The sequence below is a fragment of the Sphingobacterium daejeonense genome (assembly GCF_901472535.1).
Classification (GTDB): domain Bacteria; phylum Bacteroidota; class Bacteroidia; order Sphingobacteriales; family Sphingobacteriaceae; genus Sphingobacterium; species Sphingobacterium daejeonense.
This window is the reverse complement of sequence record NZ_LR590470.1, coordinates 3,955,254-3,971,242: the sequence shown is the minus strand read 5'-3', so window position 1 is coordinate 3,971,242 and position 15,989 is coordinate 3,955,254. Positions and strand designations below refer to the sequence as shown.

Sequence of the window (15,989 nt, the reverse complement as noted above, 5' to 3'; positions counted from 1 at the left end):
TTAAGTCGAAATGGAAAGAAATTTAAGAAAAACAAGAATCGGCTTAGTAGTTAGCAACAAGATGGACAAATCTATCGTAGTAGCTGTTGAGCGTAAAGTGAAACACCCTATTTACGGTAAATTCGTTAAGAAAACTACTAAATTTAAAGCTCATGACGAAACAAATACCTGCGGTATCGGCGATACGGTATTAATTATGGAAACGCGTCCGCTGAGTAAAACTAAGAACTGGAGATTAGTAGAAATTTTAGAAAGGGCTAAATAACATGGTACAACAAGAATCAAGACTAAATGTAGCTGACAATAGCGGTGCTAAAGAAGTTTTAGTAATCCGTGTATTGGGCGGAACGCGTAAGCGTTATGCATCTATCGGTGATAAAATCGTTGTTACCGTTAAGAGCGCTATTCCTTCAGGAAACGTTAAAAAAGGATCAGTTTCTAAAGCAGTAGTAGTACGTACGAAAAAAGAAATCCGTCGTAAAGATGGTTCTTACATTCGTTTCGACGACAACGCTGCTGTATTATTAAATAATAACGATGAACCACGTGGAACACGTATCTTTGGCCCTGTAGCTAGAGAGTTGCGTGAAAAACAGTTCATGAAAATTGTATCACTAGCACCGGAGGTTTTATAATTATGGCATACAAGACAAACAAAACTACTCACAAAATCAAAATCAAAAAAGGAGATTTAGTGAAAGTTATCGCTGGTAACTCTAAAGGTGTTCAAGGTAAAGTTTTACAAGTTATTATTGATACTAACAGAGCAGTAGTTGAAGGCGCTAACATTGTGAAGAAACACACTAAACCTAGCGCAGCAAAACCCGAACGGTGGAATCATCGAAAAGGAAGCTGCAATCAACATCTCAAACTTAGCTCTTATCGATCCTAAGACAGGTAACCCTACCCGTGTGGGACGTAAAGTTAATGCAGATGGAAAAATAGTTCGTTACGCAAAAAAATCAGGGGAGGAAATTAAATAATGACTTACGTACCAAGATTAAAAGCGAAATATGCGGAGGAAATCCGTACAGCGCTTAAAGAAAAATTCCAGTATAAAAGCGTTATGCAAGTTCCTAAAACTGGAGAAAATCGTAGTATCGCAAGGTATCGGAGCAGCAACTGCTGACAAGAAATTAATCGATAACTCTATCACTGAGTTAACAACAATTACTGGTCAACAAGCAGTGCCTACGAAATCTAAAAAAGATATCTCAAACTTCAAATTGCGTAAAGGTATGCCTATTGGTGCTCGCGTAACTTTACGTGACAACAATATGTACGAATTCTTAGATCGTTTAATCGCGGTTTCTTTACCACGTATTCGTGATTTCCGTGGAATCAACGACAAAGGATTTGACGGACATGGTAACTATAACTTAGGTATTACCGAGCAAATTATCTTCCCTGAGATCAACATTGACAAAATCAACAAGATCCAAGGTATGGATATCACTTTCGTAACTTCAGCTAAGAACGATATCGAAGCTTTAGAATTATTGAAACAATTCGGTTTACCATTCAAAAACCAAAATTCGAATAACAATGGCTAAAGAAGGATTAAAAGCACGCGAAGTTAAGCGTCAAAAATTAGTTGCAAAATTCGCGGAGAAACGTGCAGCATTAAAAGCTGCTGGTGACTACGCTGCACTAGATAAATTACCAAAAAATGCATCACCAGTAAGATTACACAACCGTTGTAAATTAACTGGTCGTCCTAAAGGATATATGCGTCAATTCGGTATCTCACGTGTAACTTTCCGTGAGATGGCATTAGACGGAAAAATCCCGGGAGTGAAAAAAGCTTCTTGGTAATCAAAAAAATATAATTACTTTTGCCCGGATAAACCACGAACAGTGGTTTATCGGGTTTTTTTTGCATTGCAATATTTTAACCGATAAAAGGTCGGTGACTTCGGTTAGTCACGGAAACCATTATCACAACTTTTATATATAATGAATACAGATCCAATAGCGGATTACCTTACCCGAGTAAGGAATGCCATCAAGGCCAACCACAGGGTTGTTGAAATTCCTGCATCGAACCTTAAAAAAGAAATCACAAAAGTTCTTTTCGACAAAGGTTACATTGCTAATTACAAATTTATCGAAGAAGGTCCTCAAGGCTCAATCAAAATCGCCTTGAAATACCACCCAATTAGCAAAGTACCGGCTATTCGCACTTTGACACGTGTGAGTAAACCTGGTTTAAGAAAGTATGCAAGTGTTGACAACTTACCTCGTGTATTAAACGGTTTAGGAATTGCGATTTTGTCTACTTCTAAAGGAGTAATGTCAGACAAAGAAGCTGCCGTACAAAACGTTGGTGGTGAAGTTTTATGTTACATTTATTAATCTAGGAAAAAGCACAGAATGTCAAGAATTGGAAAAGCGCCTATCGCAATACCTTCGGGTGTTTCGATTACAGTGTCAGATAAGAATCTGGTGACTGTTAAAGGCCCTAAAGGTGAATTAACACAACAAGTAGACCGCGACATCACCGTTAAAGAAGAAGATGGTAACATCGTCGTGACTCGTCCTACTGAACAAAAAAAGCACAAAGCATTACATGGTCTATACCGCGCCCTATTGAACAATATGGTAGTAGGTGTGACTGAGGGATACAAAACTACCCAAGAATTAGTTGGTGTGGGTTACCGTGCTGCTAACAACGGTAATACGCTAGAGTTAACCTTAGGTTTCTCTCACCAGATTGTATTCGTATTGCCACAGGAAATTAAAGTAACAACAACTGCTGATAAAGGTAAAAACCCTACTATCACTTTGGAATCTATCGACAAACAATTGATCGGTCAAGTAGCGGCAAAAATCCGTAGCTTCCGTAAACCAGAACCATACAAAGGTAAAGGTATCAAGTTTGCAGGTGAAGTATTAAGAAGAAAAGCAGGTAAATCAGCTAAAAAATAATAACCATGGCAGGAATTAAATCAACTCGCAGAGAGCGAATCAAAAAAGGAATTAGAAAACACCTGGCTGGATCAACTGAACGTCCTCGTTTGACGGTTTTTAGAAGTAACAAAGGAATCTACGCTCAGATCATCGACGATACAACTGGTAAAACAATCGCTTCAGCATCTACTTTGTCAAAAGAATTTGCTGGATCAGGTAACAAAGTTGATCAATCGAAAGAAGTAGGTAAATTAGTTGCTGAAAAAGCGGTTGCAGCAGGAATTAGCAAAGTAGTTTTTGACCGTAATGGGTACTTATACCATGGCCGTATCAAATCATTGGCTGAAGGTGCTCGCGAAGGCGGTTTAGACTTTTAATTAAAGAAAGAAAATGGCATTAAGCAATATTAAAAGAGTAAAATCAAGCGAAATCGAATTAAAAGATCGCTTAGTAAGCATCCAACGCGTAGCCAAGGTGACCAAAGGTGGTCGTACTTTCAGCTTCTCTGCTATTGTGGTAGTGGGAGATGAAAACGGAATCGTAGGATACGGATTAGGAAAAGCTAAAGAGGTTACTGAAGCTATCACTAAAGGTATCGATGATGCAAAGAAAAACTTAGTAAAAGTTCCTATTATCAAAGGTACTGTACCTCATGAGCAATACGGTAAATATTCAGGTGGTTCGGTTTTAATCAAACCAGCTGTAAGTGGTACCGGAGTATTAGCAGGTGGTGCAATGCGTGCGGTATTGGAATCTGCAGGCATTACTGACGTATTAGCAAAATCATTAGGTTCCTCAAACCCACACAACGTGGTGAAAGCAACTATCGATGCATTAGCTAATATGCGTGACGCTTATACAGTAGCACAAACACGTGGTGTCGATTTAAACAAAGTATTTAACGGTTAATATCATGGCAAAAATTAAAATCACCCAGATAAAGAGCGTTATCGACAGAAGCGAGCGCCAAAAGAAAACTATCGAAGCATTAGGTCTGAAAAAAATCAACCACTCGGTAGAAGTTGAAGCTACACCAGCAATCATTGGTATGGTTCGTAAAGTGAACCACCTAGTAGCTATCGAAACTATTTAATAAGAATAGATGGAAAGGATACTCACTTCCTTTCCATTCTTTGTTAATAAATTTATGGAATGCTAAGGCCTGTTTAGTGAGAGCGAAGGCGTAGCACAATTTGATTAAAAATGAACTTAAGTAATCTTAAACCAGCAGCTGGTTCAATTAAAACTAAAAAACGTATTGGTCGTGGACAAGGATCTGGCCGTGGTGGTACATCAACTCGTGGTCACAAAGGAGCAGGATCTCGTTCAGGTAACTCTACTAAGATCGGTTTCGAAGGTGGTCAAATGCCTCTTCAACGTCGCGTACCTAAATTTGGTTTTAAAAACATTAACCGTGTAGAATACGTAGGTGTAAACCTTGACGTACTTCAAACTATCGTTGAGAAATATAACCTAACAACTGTTGATTTCGATACTTTAAAAGAACACGGATTAGTTTCTAAAAATGACTTAATCAAAATCTTAGGTCGTGGTGAATTAACCGCTAAAGTAGAAGTAAAGGCCCATGCATTTTCAGCTTCAGCTCAAAAAGCTATCGAAGCAGCAGGTGGTTCTATCGTTAAATTGTAATAATACATGAAGAAACTAATCACAACCTTAACCAATATATGGAAGATAGAAGAATTACGTAATCGTATTCTTAATACGTTACTTTTTCTTTTAATATACCGAATTGGTTGTCACGTGGTTTTACCAGGTGTCAATCCAGAGGCATTGGTAGTAAATAGAGAAGGTGGTAATGACATCATGAACCTGATTAATATGTTCGCAGGGGGGTCTTTCTCTCGTGCAGCTATTTTCGCGCTTGGTGTAATGCCATACATCTCAGCATCTATCGTAGTTCAGCTATTGGGGATTGCTGTTCCTGCGTTTCAAAAGATGCAGAAAGAAGGTGAATCTGGCCGTAAGAAAATGAACAATATCACTCGTTACCTTACAGTAGCGATTACATTAGTTCAAGCCGTAGCTTATGTGAAGACCCAAATCGGACCTGAAGCTAAGACTATTGCGGATCCAATGTTCTCAATTCTTTCAGCTATCGTATTGACTGCAGGTACATTGTTTGTGATGTGGCTAGGTGAAAAGATTACCGATAAAGGAATTGGTAATGGTATTTCATTAATCATTATGGCTGGTATTATTGCTCAGCTTCCTGCAGGTATTACTGCAGAATGGGCATCTAGGATGAGCCCAAGTGGTGGTGGTCCTATTCCATTGTTATTGGAGTTTGTTGCTCTGTTCTTTGTCGTAATCTTTACGATTTTAGTTGTACAAGGTGTTCGTAAGATCCCTGTGCAATACGCAAAGAAAATTGTAGGTAACAAACAGATTGGTGGTGTGCGTCAATACATTCCTTTAAAGGTAAATGCGGCGGGTGTAATGCCAATCATTTTCGCTCAGGCGATTATGTTTTTACCGATGTCCTTGACTCAGTTCTTCCCGAATGTCCAATCAGACTTCTTGAATTCGTTGAGTAACTATACTTCCGTTACGTATAACGTCGTATTTGCTTTGTTGATCATTGCATTTACTTTCTTCTATACGGCGATTATGGTTAACCCACAACAGATGTCAGAGGACATGAAGAAAAACGGTGGTTTTATCCCAGGAATCAAACCAGGGTATGAAACCAATTTGTTCATCGACAACGTAATATCACATATTACCTTCCCTGGTGCTGTATTTGTGGCGATCATCGCGATCTTGCCAGCAATTGCAACATTATTTGGAGTAAACAATCAATTTGCACATTTCTATGGTGGTACTTCTTTACTTATTCTAGTAGGGGTAGTATTGGATACGATTCAGCAAATTGAAAGTCATTTGTTAATGCGTCATTATGATGGATTGATGAAAACTGGTCGTGTAAAAGGTAGAAGCACTGCGACTACTGTTGAAGGCTATGATCAATCCGCATTATAAGTTTGAATGTCTAAAGTATATTATAAAACAGCAGATGAAATTGAGCAAGTGCGAGAGTCAGCAAATGTACTCTCGCAATTACTTGCTGAAATTGCAGGTTTAGTTAAACCAGGAATTACAACGCTTTCACTTGATAAATTCGCCTTCGACTTTATCAAAGACCATAAAGGAACTCCAGCGTTTTTGAATTACCAAGGATTTCCGTACTCACTGTGTATTTCTGTGAACGATCAAGTTGTTCATGGATTCCCAAGTGACTATGTTCTGAAAGAAGGTGATATCGTGACAGTGGATGGCGGTGTTAATTTGAACGGGTTCATCAGCGATTCTGCATATACTTTTGCTGTAGGTGAGATCTCTGAAGAAGCGCAACAATTGTTGGATGTAACAAAAGCTTCGCTTCAAGCAGGAATCGAACAAGCAATCGCAGGTAAACGTGTAGGAGATATTTCCGCAGCAGTTCAAGAATATGTAACACCATATAAATACGGTATCGTTCGCGAATTAGTTGGTCATGGAGTAGGTTTTCATTTGCACGAAAAACCAGAGGTGCCAAATTACGGAAAGCGTGGTTCGGGACCAAAGTTAGAGGAAGGTCTTATTATCTGTATCGAACCGATGATCAATGCTGGAAAAGCAGGGGTCAAGTTTTGGGACGATGGTTGGACAGTTAGTACAGTTGATGGAAAGCTTTCTGCACATTTTGAACAGATGGTAGCGATAAGAAAGGGCAGTCCAGACGTGCTTTTGAATTTTGAAGCAATAGAGAAAGTTTTAAATAAAAAGTAGTTGGTATTCAATTATTTTTATTTATCTTTGCACTCCTGTTTGCGGGTTTATCATAATTTTAAATAATAGATTATATGGCTAAACAAGCCTCGATTGAACAAGACGGCATAATCAAAGAAGCGCTTTCAAATGCGATGTTTCGCGTTGAATTAGAGAATGGGCATGAGATCATCGCTCATATTTCTGGAAAAATGCGCATGCATTATATCAAAATATTACCAGGTGACAAGGTTAAATTGGAAATGTCACCATATGATTTAACAAAAGGAAGAATTACATACCGCTATAAATAAACGTAAGTTTCTTCAATAAATAGCTTTTAAAAATATACTGTAATGAAAGTTAGAGCATCAATAAAAAAACGTAGTGCGGATTGTAAAATTATCCGTCGTAAAGGAAAAGTATTTGTAATCAATAAAAAGAACCCTAAGTTCAAACAACGTCAGGGTTAATTTTAAAATAATCGCTTAAAATATTATATGGCAAGGATCTCAGGTATAGATTTACCTAAAAACAAAAGAGGCATCATTGGCCTTACCTATATTTTCGGTATTGGTCGTTCTACTGCTGCTTATATCCTAGAGAAAGCAGGCATCAGTCAAGATGTTAAAGTTCAAGAATGGAATGATGATCAATTAGCAGCTATCCGTACTATCATCAACGATGAGATTAAGGTAGAAGGAGCTTTACGTTCAGAGGTTCAATTGAACATTAAACGCTTAATGGATATTGGATGTTACCGTGGATTACGTCACCGTAAACACCTTCCTGTTCGTGGACAACGTACTAAAAATAACTCGCGTACCAGAAAAGGTAAACGTAAGACAGTTGCAAACAAGAAAAAAGCTACTAAATAATAAGTAAGAAATGGCTAAAAGTAAAAAAGTTACTAAAAAACGTATCGTAGTTATCGAGCCTGTTGGACAAGCTCATATCAACGCTACTTTTAACAACATTATCGTAACTTTGACTAACAATCAAGGTCAAACAATTTCATGGTCATCAGCTGGTAAAATGGGCTTCAAAGGTTCTAAAAAGAACACTCCGTATGCCGCATCTCAAGCTGCTAATGACTGTGGTAAAGTTGCACACGATTTAGGATTGCGTAAAGTTGAAGTTTTCGTTAAAGGTCCGGGTGCAGGACGTGAGTCTGCAATCCGTTCATTGCAAACAATTGGTATCGACGTAACAACAATCAAGGATATCACTCCACTTCCTCACAACGGTTGTCGTCCTCCAAAACGCAGAAGAGTTTAATAAACAGATTTGTTTAAGATAAGATTCGTCAGTTAAAGGCTGATAGATACTTCAAACAGAATAAGAAATGGCAAGATATACAGGACCTAAGTCCAAAATAGCTCGTAAATTTAGAGAGCCAATTTTCGGCCCAGATAAGGCATTAGAAAAAAAGAATTACCCTCCTGGTCAACACGGACCATCGAAAAGAAGAGGTAAACAATCTGAATACGCAATTCAGTTGTTAGAAAAGCAAAAAGCAAAATATACTTACGGTGTATTAGAGCGTCAATTCGCTAACTTATTTGCTAAGGCAGCAGCAAAACAAGGTGTTACTGGTGAAAACTTCTTGAAATTATTAGAAGCACGTTTAGATAACATCGTATACCGTTTAGGAATCGCTCCTACACGTTCATCTGCTCGTCAATTAGTTTCGCACAAGCACATTACTGTTAACGGTCAAGTTGTTAACATTCCATCATACAGTATCCGCCCAGGTGATGTTATTGCAGTTCGCGAACGTTCTCAATCATTAGAGGCAATCGTAACTTCAGTAGCTGGAAGAAAAATCAACAAATTCAGCTGGTTGGATTGGGATGCAGACAAATTACAAGGAACGTTTGTTAACTTCCCTGAAAGAGCTGATATTCCAGAAAACATTAAAGAGAACTTAATTGTAGAGTTGTACTCTAAATAATAATTAATAACAACATGCCTTTTCTAAAAGTGCATGTTGTTGTTTTCATAAATAGTAAATAAACTTAAAAGAACATAAATGGCAATTTTAGCATTTCAAAGACCGGATAAAGTTATCATGCAGAAATCAACTGATTTTGATGGTACCTTTGAATTTCGTCCACTAGAGCCAGGTTTTGGAGTTACTATTGGTAATGCTTTACGCCGTATTTTATTGTCCTCTTTAGAAGGATATGCAATTACGTCGGTAAGATTTTCAGGCGTGTCGCACGAATTCTCTACCATTAAAGGTGTAGTAGAAGACGTTACTGAGATCATCTTGAACTTGAAACAAGTACGTTTCAAAAAAAGTGGTGAACAGGGCGATAACGAAAAAATCTTTGTGGTTATCAATGGTCAAGATCAATTTACAGCTGGTGATATTACGAAGTTTTCCAATAATTTTACTGTATTGAATCCTGATTTGGTCATCTGTAACATGGATAGTTCAGTAACTGTAGAAGTTGAATTGTCAGTTGCAAAAGGTCGTGGATACGTTAATGCAGAAGAAAATAAAGTGGTTGACGGTCCTGTTGGAGTTATTGCGATTGATTCAATCTACACTCCAATTAAGAATGTAAAATATACCATTGAAAACTACCGTGTAGAACAAAAAACTGACTACGAGAAATTGTTGTTAGATATTTCTACAGATGGTTCTATTCATCCAGAAGACGCTTTGAAAGAAGCAGCTAAAATCTTGATTCAACACTTCATGTTGTTCTCTGACGAAAACATGTTGTTAGAATCTCAAACTAAAGAAGAAACTAAAGTAGTAGACGAGGAAATTTTACACATGCGTAAAATCTTGAAAACTGAATTAGTGGATCTTGATCTTTCAGTTCGTGCTTTGAACTGTTTGAAAGCTGCTGACATCCGCACTTTGGCTGAATTAGTAACTTATGACGTAGCTGATATGTTGAAATTCCGCAACTTCGGTAAAAAATCGTTGAGCGAAATCCAAGAATTAGTGAAATCTAAAGGTTTATCTTTCGGTATGAACCTGTCTAAATACAAATTGGACGAAGAATAATAATTAAAATAATATAAGCGACCTGTTGCGTAATTCCTCTTGAATATGGAATACTCCATAAAGAAAGAACGGTACGCACAAAATCAAAACTAAAATGAGACACGGAAAAAAAGTAAATCACTTAGGCCGCACTGACAGTCACCGTAAGGCGATGTTAGCTAATATGGCGACTTCATTGATCAAACACAAACGTATTACAACTACTCTAGCTAAAGCTAAAGCATTACGTACGTATGTTGAGCCTTTGATTACAAAATCTAAAAACGACACTACTCACTCACGTCGTACGGTATTCGCTTACTTGAAAGACAAAGATGCAGTTTCAATCTTGTTCCGCGAGATTTCTGAAAAAGTAGCATCTCGTCCAGGAGGTTACACTCGTATCATTAAATTAGAAAACCGTTTAGGTGACAACGCTGAAATGGCATTTATCGAATTAGTTGATTACAACGAAATCTACGGTAAAACTGTTCAAGCTGAGAAGAAAACTACTCGTCGTCGCGGTTCTTCTAAAAAGAAAGCTACTTCAACTGCTGAATCTAAAGAGGCAAAAGCTGACAAAGCTGGCGATGATTTAACAATCGTTGAAGGTATCGGTCCTAAGATTGCAGAAGTATTAGCAGCTGCTGGTATCGCAACTTACGCTGAATTAGCTAAAACTGATGCAGAGAAAGTTAAAGAAATCTTAACTGAAGCTGGTTCTAACTTTAACACTGCAGATCCAACTACTTGGGCTGAACAAGCGCAACTAGCTGCAGATGGTAAATTCGAAGAATTAGAAAAACTTAAAGCCGATTTAGACGGTGGTAAAAAAGTTGATGAATAATCTTTAAACGAATCATAGAAAAGTCCTCTTAAACAAGAGGACTTTTTTATTTTATACACTTTTTAAGTAAGTTCAGCTATATATTTATTTGTACATTTGACTATTACTAAACTTTAGCATATTTTTTTCATTTCATGGAACTATTTAACGTATATCCTGTTACCCCTATCAATATTGTCAAAGCATTAGGCTCAACAGTATGGGACGAACAGGGCAATGAGTATTTGGATCTATACGGTGGACATGCTGTAATTTCCATCGGACATACTCATCCACATTATGTAAAAAGCCTAACTGATCAATTAAACAAAATCGGATTTTATTCCAATTCTGTATTGATTCCTATTCAACAACAAATAGCAAAGCAATTGGGCGAAGTTTCAGGACGACAAGATTATACTCTGTTTTTGTGTAATTCCGGTGCTGAAGCCAACGAAAATGCTCTTAAATTAGCTTCATTCCATACTGGAAGGAAGAAAATTATCGCTTTCAATAAATCTTTCCATGGCCGTACATCATTAGCTGTTGCAGCTACTGATAACCCAAATATTGTTGCTCCAGTAAATGAGACTGACAATGTCGTATTCCTTCCATTTAATGATGAGGAAGCTTTGGAAAAAGCTTTCAATGAATATGGTGAAGAAATTGCAGCTGTTATTATTGAAGGTATCCAGGGTGTCGGTGGTATTCGTGAGGCTTCTATTCCGTTCTTGAAATTGATCAGAAGTTTATGTGATCAATATGGTTCTGTGTTTATCGCAGATTCTGTTCAATGTGGTTATGGACGGACCGGTAACTTCTATTCTCATGATTATGCTGGAGTAGACGCAGATATATATTCTATGGCAAAAGGGATGGGCAATGGTTTCCCAATTGGCGGTATTTCTATTTCCCCAAAATTCAAAGCTTCATTTGGTTGTTGGGTACAACATTCGGAGGTAACCATTTGGCATGTGCGGCAGCAATTTCTGTTCTTGACATTATCAAACAAGATAACCTCATGGAAAACGCGTCCAAGGTTGGTCAATATTTGATTGATGAGCTTAAGAAATTCGATAAGGTTTTAGAAGTGAGAGGTAGAGGTTTAATGATTGGTATTGAATTGCCTGCAGAGTTGGCTCATGTAAAGAAAGATCTTTTGCTTAAGAATCGTATATTCACAGGCGAAGCAAAACCGAATGTGATCAGGTTATTGCCTGCCTTGAACATAACAAATGAGATTGCAGATCAATTTTTAACTGCTTTTGATGAAAGATTAAAAGCATAAAACAGTATAAAGATTAAATGAAGAAGTTTTTTTCCGTTGCAGACGTAGATAATCTGAAAAACATTGTTTCTGAAGCGTTAGAGATTAAATCCAAGCCTTATGCTGATGAGAATTTGGGTAAGCACAAGATGTTGGGTCTTGTATTTCTTAATCCGAGTTTAAGGACTCGCTTGAGTACCCAGAAAGCAGGGATGAATTTAGGGATGAATGTGATGGTGATGAATATGGACAAAGATGGTTGGGCATTGGAAACTCGGGATGGAGTTATCATGAACGGTACTACAGTAGAGCATATCCGTGAGGCAGCAGCCGTAATGGGGGAATATTGTGATATCTTAGGCCTTCGATCTTTTCCGACATTGAAGGACAAAGATGCCGATTATTCGGAAGATCTATTTCAACAAGTTCATTAAATATTGTGGCGTGCCGGTAGTTTCACTTGAAAGCGCAACTAGACACCCGCTACAGAGTTTGACGGACCTGATTACCATTACGGAGTATAAAAAGACCGATAAGCCGAAAGTTGTCTTGGCTTGGGCACCACATGTAAAGGCTTTGCCTCAGGCGGTACCTAATTCGTTTTCAGAATGGATGTGCCGTGCACAAGAAGAAGGATTGGTAGACTTTACAATTGCTCAACCTGCAGGATATGAATTGTCTGAAGATTTTAACAAATGGTGCAAACATAACAACAGATCTTGACCAAGCATTGGATGGAGCTGATTTTGTTTATGTAAAGAACTGGTCTTCATTCAAAGAATATGGAGAAGTTTATCCTGTTAATGAAAACTGGCTTTTGGACAATGAAAAACTTAAGCTGACCAATGATGCTAAAGTGATGCATTGTCTGCCTGTAAGAAGGGATTTAGAGCTTTCCTCGGAGATATTAGATGGACCTAATTCATTAGTTGTCAAAGAAGCTAGTAATAGGGTTTGGGCAGCACAGGTGGTGTTGAAAAGAATGTTAGAAGATTTGGAGGCTTAAATAATAATGTCGGTATTAAATATTATTAAGATTGGCGGAAATGTCATAGACAATCCTGATCAATTACAAACTTTTCTTGAGAAATTCTCAGCTTTGCCAGGGCGTAAGATTTTGGTTCATGGTGGAGGCAAGATTGCAACACGTATAGCAACAGATATGGGCATTGAAGCCAAATTGGTAGAAGGACGTCGTATTACGGACGCTGCCATGTTGGATGTTGTGACCATGGTTTATGCGGGACTGACCAATAAAAACATAGTAGCATCTTTGCAGAAATATAATTGCAATGCTATTGGTTTATGTGGTGCAGATGCAAACGTGATTAAAGCAGTCAAAAGACCTGTAAAAGAAATTGATTATGGTTTCGTTGGCGATATTCTAGCTGATTCTATAGATTCTTTAGCTATTAAAAAATTGTTGGAAGCAGAATTTATTCCTGTTTTTTCAGCGATTACGCACAATGGAAATGGTCAACTGCTGAATACGAATGCTGATACGATAGCTTCTTCGCTGGCAGTTGCACTTTCAAAATTATATGAAGTATCTTTAATTTATTGTTTTGACAAAAATGGAGTATTATTGGATATCGATAATGAAAACTCTGTCATCGAAACTATACGTTCAGGAGAATTTGAAAGACTTAAAGAAAGTAAGACCATCCATGATGGAATGATCCCTAAGTTATTCAATGCATTTGATGCTATATCTAAGGGAGTGAGCAATGTCTATATTGGTAATGCCAATAATCTGCATTTGTTCCAGCAAAGGAAATTTGGTACTTGCTTGATTGCATAAACCTAAATAAAATGAATAAGATAACAATTATTGGAGGCGGTAATATTGGATTATCCTTGGCTAAAGGCCTGGTCAAGTCAAATTATTGCAAAGCTGGTGAAATTACCATTACAAGAAGAACCTTGCGTCCCTTTCTCAAGAAAAAGAACAGGGTTATAATGTTAGTGATTCAAATGCGGAGGCTATAAAAGAAGCAGAATTCATCGTTCTAGCGATTTTGCCTCAGCAGATTCGTAAGGTAATGGATGAGTTGGCTCCGGTATTGTCATCGTCACAGACCGTTATTTCGGTAGTTTCTGGCGTTACCTGCCATGATATCAAAGAAGTATTGGGTCAAGATAAAATTGTGGTCAGGGCAATGCCAAATACGGCCATTGCTATTGGCCAGTCCATGACCTGTATTGCTACGGACAGTGCAGCAGAGGGAAAGGTAAACGAAGTTTCTAAAATCTTCGAATCCGTAGGATCTGTTGTAGTTATCAATGAGGACCTGATGACTTCAGCTACGGCATTGTGTGCCTGTGGGATTGCCTTTTTCTTGCGCAGTATTCGTGCTGCCTCACAAGGTGGTGTAGAGATTGGTTTTCATGCGCATGATGCTTTAAAGATGGCAATACAAACCGCTAAAGGAGCAGCAGATCTATTGCTCCAAATGGAAAGCCATCCTGAAAGTGAAATTGATAAGGTGACATCTCCAAAAGGATGTACAATTGCTGGACTGAACGAAATGGAACACAATGGTTTCAGTTCTGCATTCATCAAGGGAATTAAATTGTCTGCAAAAAAAGCAGGAGGTTTATACAATGACTAATATTGAGCATTTAATTGATGATAGTACAGTTCTTCTGAAACGATTGATTACGATTCAATCTTTCAGTAGAGAAGAAGATCAAACAGCTCAGATATTAGAGGAATTCCTAAGTTCAAAAGGAATCAGAACCGAGAGGGTTGGGAATAATGTGATAGCATACAATAAGTTTGTTGATGATGCTAAGCCATTTATTCTTTTAAACTCACATCATGATACGGTGAAACCTAATCCAGGATATCTAAAGGATCCGTATTTTCCAGTAATTGAAGATGGTAAGCTATATGGCTTAGGGAGTAATGATGCTGGAGGATGTCTAGTTTCCCTAATTGCTTGTTTCCGGTATTATTACGATCGGGAGGACTTGCCTTTCAATTTGTGTTTGATAGCATCTGCTGAAGAGGAGGTTTCTGGCAAAGGAGGATTGGAAGAGGCATATAAGCATGTCAAGCCATGCGAATTTGCCATTATTGGTGAGCCAACGCTTCTGAACTTGGCTGTTGCTGAGAAAGGATTGATGGTATTGGACTGCGAAGCAATAGGAGTATCAGGCCATGCTGCCAGGGAAGAGGGTGATAATGCTATTTATAAAGCAATTAAGGATATCAATTGGTTCAATACTTTTGAGTTCCCGAAGAAATCAGAATTTTTAGGTCCGGTTAAGATGAGCGTTACGATGATAGAAGCGGGTTCTCAGCACAATGTTGTGCCTGCCAGTTGTAAGTTTGTTGTTGATGTAAGGACTACCGATGTTTATACCAATCTCGAAGTACTGGAAATTATTAAAGAAAATGTGAGATCGAATGTGGAAGCACGTTCTACTCGTTTGAATCCATCATCTATTTCTATCGATCATCCGATAGTTTTGTCAGGAATTTCATTGGGTAAAGAATTGTATGGTAGTCCGACGATGAGTGATCAAGCGATTTTATCGATTCCATCTATAAAAACTGGCCCTGGTGACTCTGCGAGGTCCCATTCTGCAGATGAATTTATATATGTGGATGAAATTGGAGCAGGAATTCGATATTATATCGATCTTTTGGGGGGAATAATCTAAAAAAAATAGATAATAAGAAAAAAAAGCGGGCATTGCCCGCTTTTTTTTATAGTGTGATTTGTCTTTTGATGCTCTCTTCTAAGGAAATTATGGTTTCTGTACGCTGAATTCCTTTCAAACCTTGAATATCTTCGTTCAATACCTTACGTAAGTGTGATGTATCTTTGCAGATAATCTTAGCGAACATACTATATTGACCCGTACAATAGTGTAATTCTACTACTTCTTTTACTTGTCTTAGCTGTTCTACGGCGTCAGAATACTGAGAACCTTTCTCTAAATAGATTCCTAAGAAGGCTGTGATGTCAAATCCAACCTTTTGAGGGTTGATAATTAAGTTTGAACCTCTAATTATTCCCAATTCTTCCATTTTTTTCATGCGAACATGGATAGTTCCACCAGAAACTATTAGTTTTTTTGCAATTTCAGTATAGGGAATTGAGGCATCTTCCATTAAAATGGATAAAATTTGAACATCTAGGTTGTCTAAATCGTAATTTGAATAGTTTTTTTCCATAAAAATGGTATTTATCTGTTTATTT

General features: G+C 37.8%; 22 protein-coding genes and 4 pseudogenes. 25 read left to right on the top strand and 1 reads right to left on the bottom strand.

Annotated features, from left to right (window positions below; genetic code table 11):
• Positions 1–10 precede the first annotated feature (10 nt).
• From rpsQ to FGL31_RS18915, 25 genes and pseudogenes are all read left to right on the top strand, one after another.
• Entirely contained in the window at positions 11–265 is a 255-nt protein-coding gene (gene rpsQ, locus FGL31_RS19035) for a 30S ribosomal protein S17 (RefSeq protein ID WP_099370336.1), read from the top strand.
• Position 266: 1 nt separating this feature from the next.
• Positions 267–635 carry a 50S ribosomal protein L14 gene (gene rplN, locus FGL31_RS19030; protein ID WP_037498951.1) on the top strand — a complete coding sequence of 123 codons (369 nt, stop codon included), beginning with the start codon at positions 267–269 and terminating at the stop codon, positions 633–635.
• 2 nt (positions 636–637) lie between these two features.
• Positions 638–983 (top strand): annotated as a pseudogene (rplX, locus tag FGL31_RS19025) (50S ribosomal protein L24).
• Between the two features lie 30 nt (positions 984–1,013).
• Positions 1,014–1,553, top strand: coding sequence for a 50S ribosomal protein L5 (gene rplE / locus FGL31_RS19020; RefSeq protein WP_232046977.1), 540 nt, complete (start codon positions 1,014–1,016; stop codon positions 1,551–1,553).
• Positions 1,546–1,815, top strand: coding sequence for a 30S ribosomal protein S14 (rpsN, locus tag FGL31_RS19015; protein WP_093100399.1), 270 nt, complete (start codon positions 1,546–1,548; stop codon positions 1,813–1,815). The genes rplE and rpsN overlap by 8 nt, the downstream gene beginning before the upstream one ends.
• A 141-nt stretch (positions 1,816–1,956) precedes the next feature.
• Entirely contained in the window at positions 1,957–2,355 is a 399-nt protein-coding gene (gene rpsH, locus FGL31_RS19010; protein ID WP_099365470.1) for a 30S ribosomal protein S8, read from the top strand.
• A gap of 18 nt (positions 2,356–2,373) precedes the next feature.
• Positions 2,374–2,928, top strand: coding sequence for a 50S ribosomal protein L6 (gene rplF / locus FGL31_RS19005; protein ID WP_099370339.1), 555 nt, complete (start codon positions 2,374–2,376; stop codon positions 2,926–2,928).
• Positions 2,929–2,933: 5 nt separating this feature from the next.
• On the top strand, positions 2,934–3,287 hold the full coding sequence (gene rplR / locus FGL31_RS19000) for a 50S ribosomal protein L18 (protein ID WP_093100394.1): 354 nt from the start codon (positions 2,934–2,936) through the stop codon (positions 3,285–3,287).
• Positions 3,288–3,300: 13 nt separating this feature from the next.
• The gene (gene rpsE / locus FGL31_RS18995; protein WP_093100392.1) at positions 3,301–3,819 is read left to right on the top strand and encodes a 30S ribosomal protein S5; all 519 of its coding nucleotides are present in this window, start codon (positions 3,301–3,303) and stop codon (positions 3,817–3,819) included.
• A 4-nt stretch (positions 3,820–3,823) separates the two neighbouring features.
• Positions 3,824–4,003 (top strand): 50S ribosomal protein L30, encoded by a 180-nt coding sequence (rpmD, locus tag FGL31_RS18990; protein ID WP_021071227.1) that lies wholly within the window; start codon positions 3,824–3,826, stop codon positions 4,001–4,003.
• A gap of 110 nt (positions 4,004–4,113) precedes the next feature.
• Entirely contained in the window at positions 4,114–4,560 is a 447-nt protein-coding gene (gene rplO, locus FGL31_RS18985) for a 50S ribosomal protein L15 (protein ID WP_099370340.1), read from the top strand.
• Between the two features lie 6 nt (positions 4,561–4,566).
• Positions 4,567–5,913, top strand: a complete 1,347-nt coding sequence (gene secY, locus FGL31_RS18980) for a preprotein translocase subunit SecY (RefSeq protein ID WP_099370341.1) — start codon at positions 4,567–4,569, stop codon at positions 5,911–5,913.
• 6 nt (positions 5,914–5,919) lie between these two features.
• On the top strand, positions 5,920–6,702 hold the full coding sequence (gene map / locus FGL31_RS18975) for a type I methionyl aminopeptidase (RefSeq protein WP_099370342.1): 783 nt from the start codon (positions 5,920–5,922) through the stop codon (positions 6,700–6,702).
• 74 nt (positions 6,703–6,776) lie between these two features.
• Entirely contained in the window at positions 6,777–6,995 is a 219-nt protein-coding gene (gene infA / locus FGL31_RS18970; protein ID WP_021071231.1) for a translation initiation factor IF-1, read from the top strand.
• A 42-nt stretch (positions 6,996–7,037) separates the two neighbouring features.
• Positions 7,038–7,154: a type B 50S ribosomal protein L36 gene (gene ykgO / locus FGL31_RS18965; RefSeq protein ID WP_013665024.1), complete on the top strand. Its 117-nt coding sequence runs from the start codon at positions 7,038–7,040 to the stop codon at positions 7,152–7,154.
• Positions 7,155–7,181: 27 nt separating this feature from the next.
• Positions 7,182–7,559, top strand: coding sequence for a 30S ribosomal protein S13 (gene rpsM / locus FGL31_RS18960; protein WP_094257893.1), 378 nt, complete (start codon positions 7,182–7,184; stop codon positions 7,557–7,559).
• Positions 7,560–7,569: 10 nt separating this feature from the next.
• Positions 7,570–7,959: a 30S ribosomal protein S11 gene (gene rpsK, locus FGL31_RS18955; protein ID WP_099370343.1), complete on the top strand. Its 390-nt coding sequence runs from the start codon at positions 7,570–7,572 to the stop codon at positions 7,957–7,959.
• A gap of 67 nt (positions 7,960–8,026) precedes the next feature.
• On the top strand, positions 8,027–8,635 hold the full coding sequence (rpsD, locus tag FGL31_RS18950; RefSeq protein ID WP_099370344.1) for a 30S ribosomal protein S4: 609 nt from the start codon (positions 8,027–8,029) through the stop codon (positions 8,633–8,635).
• A 78-nt stretch (positions 8,636–8,713) separates the two neighbouring features.
• A complete protein-coding gene (locus FGL31_RS18945) occupies positions 8,714–9,706 on the top strand; it encodes a DNA-directed RNA polymerase subunit alpha (RefSeq protein WP_093100377.1) in 993 nt (330 codons plus the stop codon).
• A 94-nt stretch (positions 9,707–9,800) separates the two neighbouring features.
• On the top strand, positions 9,801–10,532 hold the full coding sequence (rplQ, locus tag FGL31_RS30045) for a 50S ribosomal protein L17 (protein ID WP_138093765.1): 732 nt from the start codon (positions 9,801–9,803) through the stop codon (positions 10,530–10,532).
• A 134-nt stretch (positions 10,533–10,666) separates the two neighbouring features.
• Positions 10,667–11,799: pseudogene (locus FGL31_RS18935) on the top strand (aspartate aminotransferase family protein).
• Positions 11,800–11,816: 17 nt separating this feature from the next.
• Positions 11,817–12,784, top strand: a pseudogene (locus FGL31_RS18930) (Rossmann-fold NAD(P)-binding domain-containing protein).
• Positions 12,785–12,790: 6 nt separating this feature from the next.
• Positions 12,791–13,579, top strand: a complete 789-nt coding sequence (argB, locus tag FGL31_RS18925; protein WP_099370348.1) for an acetylglutamate kinase — start codon at positions 12,791–12,793, stop codon at positions 13,577–13,579.
• A gap of 11 nt (positions 13,580–13,590) precedes the next feature.
• Positions 13,591–14,390: pseudogene (gene proC, locus FGL31_RS18920) on the top strand (pyrroline-5-carboxylate reductase).
• On the top strand, positions 14,383–15,447 hold the full coding sequence (locus tag FGL31_RS18915; protein WP_138093762.1) for a M20 family metallo-hydrolase: 1,065 nt from the start codon (positions 14,383–14,385) through the stop codon (positions 15,445–15,447). The pseudogene proC and the gene FGL31_RS18915 overlap by 8 nt, the downstream one beginning before the upstream one ends.
• Before the next feature lie 46 nt (positions 15,448–15,493).
• On the opposite strand, the gene FGL31_RS18910 is transcribed toward FGL31_RS18915, so the two are convergent.
• Positions 15,494–15,964: an Lrp/AsnC ligand binding domain-containing protein gene (locus FGL31_RS18910; RefSeq protein ID WP_099370389.1), complete on the bottom strand. Its 471-nt coding sequence runs from the start codon at positions 15,962–15,964 to the stop codon at positions 15,494–15,496.
• Positions 15,965–15,989: the final 25 nt, after the last annotated feature.

What these genes read in the sequence shown, in the direction of transcription:
- rpsQ (WP_099370336.1), top strand. Translation starts at nt 11, where the DNA reads ATGGAAAGAAATTTAAGAAAAACAAGAATCGGCTTAGTAGTTAGCAAC.
- rplN (WP_037498951.1), top strand. Translation starts at nt 267, where the DNA reads ATGGTACAACAAGAATCAAGACTAAATGTAGCTGACAATAGCGGTGCT.
- rplE (WP_232046977.1), top strand. Translation starts at nt 1,014, where the DNA reads ATGCGGAGGAAATCCGTACAGCGCTTAAAGAAAAATTCCAGTATAAAA.
- rpsN (WP_093100399.1), top strand. Translation starts at nt 1,546, where the DNA reads ATGGCTAAAGAAGGATTAAAAGCACGCGAAGTTAAGCGTCAAAAATTA.
- rpsH (WP_099365470.1), top strand. Translation starts at nt 1,957, where the DNA reads ATGAATACAGATCCAATAGCGGATTACCTTACCCGAGTAAGGAATGCC.
- rplF (WP_099370339.1), top strand. Translation starts at nt 2,374, where the DNA reads ATGTCAAGAATTGGAAAAGCGCCTATCGCAATACCTTCGGGTGTTTCG.
- rplR (WP_093100394.1), top strand. Translation starts at nt 2,934, where the DNA reads ATGGCAGGAATTAAATCAACTCGCAGAGAGCGAATCAAAAAAGGAATT.
- rpsE (WP_093100392.1), top strand. Translation starts at nt 3,301, where the DNA reads ATGGCATTAAGCAATATTAAAAGAGTAAAATCAAGCGAAATCGAATTA.
- rpmD (WP_021071227.1), top strand. Translation starts at nt 3,824, where the DNA reads ATGGCAAAAATTAAAATCACCCAGATAAAGAGCGTTATCGACAGAAGC.
- rplO (WP_099370340.1), top strand. Translation starts at nt 4,114, where the DNA reads ATGAACTTAAGTAATCTTAAACCAGCAGCTGGTTCAATTAAAACTAAA.
- secY (WP_099370341.1), top strand. Translation starts at nt 4,567, where the DNA reads ATGAAGAAACTAATCACAACCTTAACCAATATATGGAAGATAGAAGAA.
- map (WP_099370342.1), top strand. Translation starts at nt 5,920, where the DNA reads ATGTCTAAAGTATATTATAAAACAGCAGATGAAATTGAGCAAGTGCGA.
- infA (WP_021071231.1), top strand. Translation starts at nt 6,777, where the DNA reads ATGGCTAAACAAGCCTCGATTGAACAAGACGGCATAATCAAAGAAGCG.
- ykgO (WP_013665024.1), top strand. Translation starts at nt 7,038, where the DNA reads ATGAAAGTTAGAGCATCAATAAAAAAACGTAGTGCGGATTGTAAAATT.
- rpsM (WP_094257893.1), top strand. Translation starts at nt 7,182, where the DNA reads ATGGCAAGGATCTCAGGTATAGATTTACCTAAAAACAAAAGAGGCATC.
- rpsK (WP_099370343.1), top strand. Translation starts at nt 7,570, where the DNA reads ATGGCTAAAAGTAAAAAAGTTACTAAAAAACGTATCGTAGTTATCGAG.
- rpsD (WP_099370344.1), top strand. Translation starts at nt 8,027, where the DNA reads ATGGCAAGATATACAGGACCTAAGTCCAAAATAGCTCGTAAATTTAGA.
- FGL31_RS18945 (WP_093100377.1), top strand. Translation starts at nt 8,714, where the DNA reads ATGGCAATTTTAGCATTTCAAAGACCGGATAAAGTTATCATGCAGAAA.
- rplQ (WP_138093765.1), top strand. Translation starts at nt 9,801, where the DNA reads ATGAGACACGGAAAAAAAGTAAATCACTTAGGCCGCACTGACAGTCAC.
- argB (WP_099370348.1), top strand. Translation starts at nt 12,791, where the DNA reads ATGTCGGTATTAAATATTATTAAGATTGGCGGAAATGTCATAGACAAT.
- FGL31_RS18915 (WP_138093762.1), top strand. Translation starts at nt 14,383, where the DNA reads ATGACTAATATTGAGCATTTAATTGATGATAGTACAGTTCTTCTGAAA.
- FGL31_RS18910 (WP_099370389.1), bottom strand. Translation starts at nt 15,964, where the DNA reads ATGGAAAAAAACTATTCAAATTACGATTTAGACAACCTAGATGTTCAA.